Here is a 7,971-nt window from a genome sequence, read left to right as displayed (position 1 = left end):
GCCCTACCGGCTGGCCGCCCGCTTCCCCCGGCTGACGCTGGCAGCCCTCGTGCTGGCCCTCGGCCTGCCGCTGTGGTGGCTGCCGGCCCGCCTGGCGCCGGAAGACGACTGGTCCACGCCCGCCCGCCGGCTGGCCGATCTCTACAACGCGACGCTCGGCCATGAGGCCGTGCAGGCCGTGCGCCCCACCGTCGAGGCGGTGCTCGGCGGCGTCGGCCGGCCCTTCTTCCGCAAGACCACCTTCGGGCGGCGCTGGAACTTCGAGGCGGCGCCCGAGGTGCGGGTGAGCATCGGCTTTCCCCCCGGCACCCCCATCGGGCGGGCCGACACGCTCCTGCAGCGCTTCGAAGCCACGGCGCTGGCCTCCCCGTCCGTCGCCCGCACGGTGGCCCAGGTGACCGAGCACAGCGCGATGCTGCGGGTGCGCTTCACGGAGGCCAGCCTCCGCACCGCCGAGCCCTACCTGGTGCGCGAGCGGCTCATCCAGCAGGCCGTCCACATCGCGGGGATGACCTACCTCTACGTGGGCGGGCTGCTGCCCGAAGGCTACTACAGCGGCAGCGGCGCCGGCATCTCGGGCTTCCGCATCGAAGCCTACGGCCCCGACTACGAGGGGCTCGAAGCCGTCTGCGAGCGCCTGGCCGCCCGCCTCCGCCGTGCCAGCCGCCGCGTGGTGGACGTCAACTGCGACGTCGACCGCTTCGGCCGCCCCGACGCCCGCGAGGTGCTGCGGTTCGACTGGACGGCCGAGGCCCAGCTCCGCACCGGCCTGCCCGCCGGCGCCGTGGCGGCCGCCCTCCGCCCCGTCTTCGCCACTCGCTTCCCCGTCTTCTTCGCCCCCATCGCGGGCGAGCCGTACCTGCCCGTGCGCGTGGAGGTGGCCGGCGCCGAGACGATCGACGTCGCCCGCCTGGCCGCCCGCCCCTTCCCCCTGGCCGACAGCGTGCAGGTGCAGCTGGCCGCCCTGGCGCCGATGCGCGTGGTGCGCACTCCCTCGGCCGTCGAGCGCATCGACCAGCAATACCGCCGCTACGTCAGTGTCGACTTTAGGGGGCCGTACCAGATGGGCCACCGGCTCATCGGCGGCGTGGTCGCGTCGATGCCGCTGCCGCCCGGCTACCGGCTCAAGTATCCCACCTACAGCTTCTTCGGGGAGGAGGAGCTGAAGCGGTCCGCCGGCTGGGCGCTGCCCGTCACCACCGCGCTCGTCTTTCTGATCGCAGCCGTGGTGTTCGAGTCGTGGTGGCTGCCGCTGGTGATGCTGCTGAGCCTGCCGGCGGCGGCGATCGGGGTGGCCGTGGGGTTCCTCTGGAGCGGGGCGAACTTTGCCGAGGGCGCGTTCATCGGGGTGGTGCTGCTGGCCGGCATCGCCGTCAACGACAGCCTGCTGCTCCTCGACCGGTACCGGCAGCTCCGGGCGCGGCGCCCGCACGGCCGGCCCGCCCCGCTGATCCGCCTGGCCGTGCGCGAGCGCCTCCGGCCGATGTGGACCACCACGCTCTCGTCCGTCGTGGCGCTGCTGCCGCTGCTCGTCTTCCCCGACGAGGCCGGCTTCTGGCAGGGCATGGCCGTGACCGTCACGGGCGGGTTGCTGGCGGCCACCCTGCTGGCCCCCCTCGCCACCGTCGCCCTGCTGAGCCGCACCAGACGACGCCGGAATACCGGTTTTGGCCGAAAAGCATCGGATTGAAAAGAACATTATAGCGTTGGTCCATGCTATTGAAGCGTCGTTGTGAGCGGTGGGTCCGGCTCGCTAAGGGCAGCCATGCCCTCAATAACATGACCTCCGCTATAAGGAAAAGAGATGACCTGTGACGGTCCCGGTGCTTTCGTGACAACCCGATGAAGGGTCGTCATCCGCATCCGTATCACCCGAACAACGACGCACCATGAAACGCGCGCTCTCACCCGCCCTCCTGGCGGCCGTGCTGTGGCTGGGGTGCAGCGGGCAGGAGAAAGATCCTGCCGGTCCCACGCCCGCCACGTTCGACGAGGTCTTTGCCCTGCAGCGAACCACCGTGCTCGAAGGCTCCGCCGAAGAACCCCTCTTCGACATGGGCCACTTCGCCGTCTCCGAAGACCACTTCGTCATCCCCGACCCGCAGAACCACCGCGTGCTGCGCTTCCGGCACGACGGCACCTTCGTCGACGCCTGGGGACGCAACGGCCAGGGACCCGGCGAGTTCACCGAACCGGACTGGGTGGGCCTCGACCGCCAGGGACGCATCTTCGTCCGGGAGAACACGCCCAACTTCCGGGTGCAGTTCTTCGATGCGGCCGGGCAGTACCTCGACACGTTCCCGCTCTACACCTTCGGCCCGCTGACGCAGTCCTTCCTCGTGGAAGAGGCCGGGGCGGTGCGCTTCGTCACGGTGACGCATGTCTACTGCGACGAGGAGCGGCGGGAGCAGGGGTTCTGCACGGTGCAGGAGCAGGACCTGGAGGGGGAGGTGCTGCGCCGCTACGCCCCCGAACGCGAGATCCAGCCGGACTTCAAGGGGCTGCCCTTCATCGCGGGGCGGGATGCCTCGGGGCGGATGTACCTGGCACACCGGACGGGAAACCGGGTGGCGGTCTACGACGCGGCGGGCCGGCTGGAACGGGTCATCGACCTGAAGCCCTCCCCCGACGTGGTTCCGCTCGACATGGCCGCGCTCCCGCGTGATCCTGTAAAGAGCGCGAGGCAATCCGATAAGATGAAGTATACCCTGGTTCGGAATATCTACCCGGTGGGGGACTACGTGGTGATCGACTTCTGGCGGGCCAACTTTCCGGGAGACGGGCCGCGCGTGGTGATCAACGTGTTCGACCGGGAGGGGCGGCTGCTCTACCATGGGATCGAGCACGAGCGGGGGATCACGCAGGGGGCCGGGGAGCGGTTCTACATCGTCACCCAGGACGAGGCGTATGACTTCGGGCGGTACGAGATCCGCGAATACACGCTGCGCCGGAAAGGCCCGTGAACCAACCTCAGAACACCATAAAGGCGTGATCTGGCGAAGACTTTTGCAGCGGGCGAGCATGGTACTGCTCATAGCACTGACAGGGTGTGGAAGGAGAGAGGACGAAGGCGAGGAGGCGGGGGGCGTGGTCCGGCAGTCCGTAACGGTGCGGGTGTTTGACCTCGAAGCCGTCCGGCCGGAGCGCCTGCTGGCGCGGAAGGCGCTGATCAACCTCGACCTGATGGCGCGGTGGGCAGCGGAAGGGTGGGCCCTGGCCGTGCGGTCGGGCTTCCCCGTGGACGACGACGGCTGGCCGCCGGTTGTCCGGGACGTGGACGGCGGGTATCACCGCCTGGATGTGGAGCAGACGCGGGCGCGGTTGCGGGCCCTGGCCGGCGAGTAAGGCTTGAACAGACAAAATGGTTTGAAGAAATTGCTTAGCGAACGGTCCACCTGTAGCCGCGGATCTGGACGCGTTGCGCGTCCCGTCGGTCCGGGCTCTCCTGTGGGCCCTGGGGCGCACCCGTGAAGGGTGCGGCTGCATCGCGCTGCACAACGACGCCCTCAATAGCATTGACCAACGCTATATCGATGTCTTAAAAATATATATGATATGAGGAGGTCAATTGTAATTTTGATATTGCTTTTTGCGACAGCTGTGCTCTACGTATGGGTAAGGTATGGTAGGGGGTCAAAAGACGATACAATTGTTGTTAAAGCCTCTACATCTTTGAAATTGTCTCTGGTTGAGCAACGTGTTGATGTACGTAATTGGAAGGAAGTTAGGGTGGATACTATTGGTATTGTTGGAGATAAAGATGATGTTGTGCTCTATCGCCCTCTCGTCATTGAAGGATATGCCAATGATGTCTATGTAATAGATTATGGTGATATGAGTGTTAAAAAATTTGATATAGATGGAAAACTTGTTGCAAAATACGGGGGTAAAGGTGAGGGGCCAGGGGAGTTTATTAACCCAACTGATGTAGCAATCGGCGAAAACGGCTTGGTTTGGATAGCCGATGGTGGGGCACGCAGTCTCAACTGGTTTGAGCGTGATGGTGGTTTTATCAGAAGGTTGACATTTAAGGAGGGTATTCTACGTGTTGCTCCGATGGAGGATGGTTGGTATTATGTTATGCGTATCTCGCCGTTTAAGCCAGAAATATTTTATCTATACGATAGCAGAGACAGTTTAGTGGTCAATTTTGGGAATCTAATCGAGGATTATGAAACTGGTGCCATTTCTCTAGATGGAAACATTATAACGATAGATAGAAATCTGATTTATATTCCTATGTATTATGGATTTATAGTAAAATATAAAGAGAACGGTGTGCCGGTGTTTGCTCGGAAAACACTGGAATCAGGAGAGGCCCCTTCGATTGAAACGAGAACAATAGGGGGAAACAAGGTTCAGATGATCTCTGGCAGAAAAGTACTTTATGTGAGTCCTTCCTATTCAAACGGGAAGCTTTACCTGTATGCAGGGAGTCGTTCGAAGGAAATGGGTGTAACGATAATTGATGTCTACGAGACCGATAAGGGAGATTATCTGTATTCGATCAAGTTACCCGGTTTTTCCAGGAGCGTATCCGTTGCGGGCAACTATGTCTACGCGCTTCGAGACACAACGGCCGTCGTGTATCGAATGCAGGATCTCAATTGATCGGAGGGTGCCGCCGCCTCAGAACGGTACGGCGGCGCGGAGGCGGTAGTAGAGGTCGTAGCCGTGGCGGGCGAAGCGGTCGGGCGCGGGGCGGGCCAGGAGATGGAACGACCAGAGCGCCGGGATACAATAAAACCACGGTGCGTAAGAGGAACCGTCATGGATCCGGTCGATCGACATATCCTCGAGGACTTTGCCGCCCGGGTGCGTGTGCGTTTTCCGGGGGCGCGGGTCCGGGCCTTCGGCTCCCGGGTCCGGGGCGACGCGACGTGGGCGTCGGATCTGGATGTGTGCGTCGTCCTGGATCAGCCCGCGACGCGTGAAGTGAAGGACTGGATTGGCGATGTCGCCTGGGAAGCGGGCTTTTCGGCAAACCGGATCTTGAACACGCTTGTATTCGAGCGTCGGGCCATTGAAGAAGGCCCGCTTTCGGTCAGCCCGTTGGTCGCCCACATTCTTCGAGAGGGGGTGGCGGCATGACGGAGGCTGAGAAGATTCGTGTGCTTGCTGCCTATCGCATGGAGCAAGCGACGGATGCGCTTCAGGTCGCCCGCACCCTCATCGATGCCGGTCTGCCCCGTGATGCCGTCAACCGGGCCTACTATGCCATTTTCTACGGGGTCCTGGCCTTGCTCGTGACCCGCCGTCTCGGCACCTCGAAGCACAGCGGGGCCCTCACCCTTTTCAGCCGAGAGTTCGTCAAGAAGGGGCTATTGCCCCCGGAGATGACCAGGCTGGCCCGTCGGGCCTTCGATGCGCTCGCTGAGGCGTTCGAGGACAAGGGCGCGGCGCGTACACGCCGCGACGCTGCCCTCGAGATCCTGGAGGCCGGCCTTGAGGACGCCATTGCGGTGCTCGTGCTGCCGGCGAAGTACCGCCGTCGTTTGCGCACGACGAACATGCTGGAGCGTCTCAACGAGGAGCTCAGGCGGCGCGAGGGGATGATCCGGATCTTCCCGAACGAGGCCGCAGCTCTACGGCTGATCGGGGCGCTACTGGTCGAGCAACAAGAGTACCGGATCAGTGGAAAGAGGTATTTCAACATGGACGAATATGAGAGTTGGCGACAGGCTCGCCAGGCGCGAGAGGAGCAGGAGGGAGTGCCTGCCACGCTACGCCCGATCGCCTGAAGAGCCCTACATAGACGGAAGGCTTTTTACAGCAACATGCGGACTTGATCCTATTTTTTGGAAACGCATCGATTGACTGCCATGTTCACCTCGCTCCAAAAATACCTCCACGCAGCCCGGGTCAACCAGTCAGCAGCCGACCTCGAAGAGATCTACGACACAATGGATTTCACCGATCTCTGTGTGGCGCGTGCGCATCTCGACAAAATCGACCTTCTCCCGGAAGAGCGTCAGGCCGTAGAGGAGGCTGATCGCCACTTTGCCGCCATCTTCACCGAGGAGCTACTGAAGCTCTACGCAGATTACTTTCCTGCTTTCCCCGTCCGCACGTGGTGGGGACGTTAAACGTCTCTGCCGTTCTGTCAGCCGCGTGCAGTTTTGATTTCCGTTAATGGGGCTGTATTAGACGATTTTGCGTCGTTACAATTCTTATTTTGGTCACGCCCCTACACCGAACGTCACCCCCAGGTTGGCCGACAGCGCCGCGTACGCAACCTCGGCCACGGCGGCGGCCTCTACCTCGATGCCCGCCAGGTGGGCCGGGTACACGATCCGGAAGAGGGGCGTCTCGGCCTCACGCCAGACCAGCTCCGGGTGGTGCGCCCGTTGACCGTGCTGAAGCCCTGCCCCCGGGCCGTCGCCGGGCCACACGTGCAGAGCAGCGCGGGCAGCACCAGCCGCCAGACGAGGGCCGGGGTGGGATGCCCCAATCACCCGATGCGTTTCAGTGCCTGCGGGCCGGTACCGAGCCTCCGGGCGTCGTTTCCGGCAGACGAGGCACGGCACGTCTCGACTGGAGGGTTGCCGCTTTTTCCGCAGGCTGGATAGGTACACATGCGTGTTGGTGGACTCCTAATCCGGGATCCCACGCATCTGGCAGCAAACACCAACCCTGAAGACGGAGAAAACCCGGTCTTCGAGGTGCAGGTGTCGGTGGGGTGAGGGCTGTTTCTCTTTGCCGTTCTCACTTAACCTCCAACGATCTATGCCTTTCCCTTTACGTCGTATCCGCAGGGCCATCGGCCGGTGGGTTGGTCCGGTGCTGGTGGGACTCTTCGCCGGGGTTCAGATGCCGGGGTTGCTGCAGGCTCAGGAACTCGACGCGCACCGGCTCGAAGCCCGCGTGGCCGACCTCTTCGCACGAAGCTGCGCCCAGGCCGGCTGCCACGCCGCACCGATCCCGCAACAGGACATGGACCTGAGCCGCGATCGGTTTTACGCGAGCCTCGTGGGCGTGCCGAGCAGGGAGCAGCCGGAGGTGCTGCGCGTGAAGCCGGGCGACCCGGAGAACAGCTACCTCATCCGCAAGGTGAAGGGCGACCCCTCCATCACGGGCGTGCAGATGCCGTTGACGGGCGACAAGCTCACCGCCGAGGAAGTGGCCCTGCTCGAAGCCTGGGTGCGCAGCATCGAGGCGGTGGACGAAACCCGCATCGCCGGTACGCCCCCGCCCGATCCGCTCCCGTTTGCCGGATGGCGGGTCGTCAACGTGCCCACGACGCGCAGCGTCCCGGCCCGGAGCGTGCTCTTCGGCATCCAGCACCGCTTCAACCCCCCGCTCGACGCCGGCTACGACAGCTTCTTCGGCCTCGACGGCAGCGGCATCATCCTGCTGAGCCTTGGCTATGCCTTCACGGAAGACCTGTTCGTGACGCTCGGCCGCAGCAACGCCGCCGACAATGTCGAACTGCAGGCCCACTACCGGCTGCGGCGGCAACGACCGAACGGAATGCCGCTCGAAGTCGCCGCCCGCACGACGCTCAACTGGATCTCGGAGGAAGTCCCCGGCGAAGGGCGCTTCACGAAGGCCGCCTTCAAGGGCACCGGGCAGCTCATCCTGGCCAGTGAGCCTGCGCCCGGGGTAGGCCTGGCGCTCGTGCCCGGATTCACCGTCAATCCGTCCCACGAATCGAACGTCGATGAGGTGCTGCTGACCCTGGGCCTGGCCGGGCGGTGGCGCTTCCACGGCAACCTGTCGCTCCTGGCCGAATGGACGCCCATCCTCTCGGGCTACACGCGCACGACCACCTTCGGCAACGACAACCGCTTCGACAGCTGGGGGGGCGGGCTCGAGATCGCCACCGCCGGTCACATTTTCCAGATCGTGGTCACCAACTCGGTCGGTATCGCCACGGACCAGTACCTCAACGGCGGTGACCTCGACCTCCGCGACGGCGATGTCCGCCTCGGTTTCAACATCTACCGCATCTTAACCTTCTGATTCCAACCG

At 63.5% G+C, this 7,971-nt stretch carries 10 protein-coding genes; 8 read left to right on the top strand and 2 right to left on the bottom strand.

Going from position 1 to position 7,971, the window contains the following annotated elements:
* The 4 genes from GQ464_RS07525 to GQ464_RS07510 form a co-directional block, all read left to right on the top strand.
* Window positions 1-1,690, top strand: a 1,690-nt coding sequence (locus GQ464_RS07525) for an efflux RND transporter permease subunit (protein WP_228350702.1), incomplete at its 5' end; no start/stop codon positions are given.
* A 199-nt stretch (window positions 1,691-1,889) separates the two neighbouring features.
* Window positions 1,890-2,963 (top strand): 6-bladed beta-propeller, encoded by a 1,074-nt coding sequence (locus GQ464_RS07520; protein WP_228350701.1) that lies wholly within the window; start codon window positions 1,890-1,892, stop codon window positions 2,961-2,963.
* Between the two features lie 58 nt (window positions 2,964-3,021).
* The gene (locus GQ464_RS07515) at window positions 3,022-3,345 is read left to right on the top strand and encodes a hypothetical protein (RefSeq protein WP_166978566.1); all 324 of its coding nucleotides are present in this window, start codon (window positions 3,022-3,024) and stop codon (window positions 3,343-3,345) included.
* A 210-nt stretch (window positions 3,346-3,555) separates the two neighbouring features.
* Window positions 3,556-4,611, top strand: coding sequence for a 6-bladed beta-propeller (locus GQ464_RS07510; RefSeq protein ID WP_166978564.1), 1,056 nt, complete (start codon window positions 3,556-3,558; stop codon window positions 4,609-4,611).
* A gap of 18 nt (window positions 4,612-4,629) precedes the next feature.
* Here the strand turns inward: GQ464_RS07510 and GQ464_RS07505 are convergent, their stop codons facing one another.
* Window positions 4,630-4,791: a hypothetical protein gene (locus tag GQ464_RS07505; protein ID WP_166978562.1), complete on the bottom strand. Its 162-nt coding sequence runs from the start codon at window positions 4,789-4,791 to the stop codon at window positions 4,630-4,632.
* Between GQ464_RS07505 and GQ464_RS07500 the strand changes: the two genes are divergently transcribed.
* The 3 genes from GQ464_RS07500 (at window position 4,771) to GQ464_RS07490 (ending at window position 6,086) form a co-directional block, all read left to right on the top strand.
* Entirely contained in the window at window positions 4,771-5,091 is a 321-nt protein-coding gene (locus tag GQ464_RS07500; RefSeq protein ID WP_166978560.1) for a nucleotidyltransferase domain-containing protein, read from the top strand. The two genes, GQ464_RS07505 and GQ464_RS07500, sit on opposite strands and share 21 nt — an antisense overlap.
* Complete coding sequence (locus GQ464_RS07495; protein ID WP_166978558.1) at window positions 5,088-5,741, top strand: transposase; 654 nt, start codon at window positions 5,088-5,090, stop codon at window positions 5,739-5,741. The genes GQ464_RS07500 and GQ464_RS07495 overlap by 4 nt, the downstream gene beginning before the upstream one ends.
* A gap of 81 nt (window positions 5,742-5,822) precedes the next feature.
* A complete protein-coding gene (locus GQ464_RS07490; protein ID WP_166978556.1) occupies window positions 5,823-6,086 on the top strand; it encodes a hypothetical protein in 264 nt (87 codons plus the stop codon).
* Between the two features lie 93 nt (window positions 6,087-6,179).
* Here GQ464_RS07490 and GQ464_RS07485 read toward each other — a convergent pair whose 3' ends face one another.
* Window positions 6,180-6,392 carry a hypothetical protein gene (locus tag GQ464_RS07485; RefSeq protein WP_228350700.1) on the bottom strand — a complete coding sequence of 71 codons (213 nt, stop codon included), beginning with the start codon at window positions 6,390-6,392 and terminating at the stop codon, window positions 6,180-6,182.
* A gap of 334 nt (window positions 6,393-6,726) precedes the next feature.
* Between GQ464_RS07485 and GQ464_RS07480 the strand changes: the two genes are divergently transcribed.
* Window positions 6,727-7,962, top strand: a complete 1,236-nt coding sequence (locus tag GQ464_RS07480) for a DUF5777 family beta-barrel protein (RefSeq protein WP_166978552.1) — start codon at window positions 6,727-6,729, stop codon at window positions 7,960-7,962.
* Window positions 7,963-7,971 lie beyond the last annotated feature (9 nt).

Source organism: Rhodocaloribacter litoris (assembly GCF_011682235.2).
Classification (GTDB): domain Bacteria; phylum Bacteroidota; class Rhodothermia; order Rhodothermales; family ISCAR-4553; genus Rhodocaloribacter; species Rhodocaloribacter litoris.
This window is presented reverse-complemented; position numbering and strand designations above follow the sequence as displayed.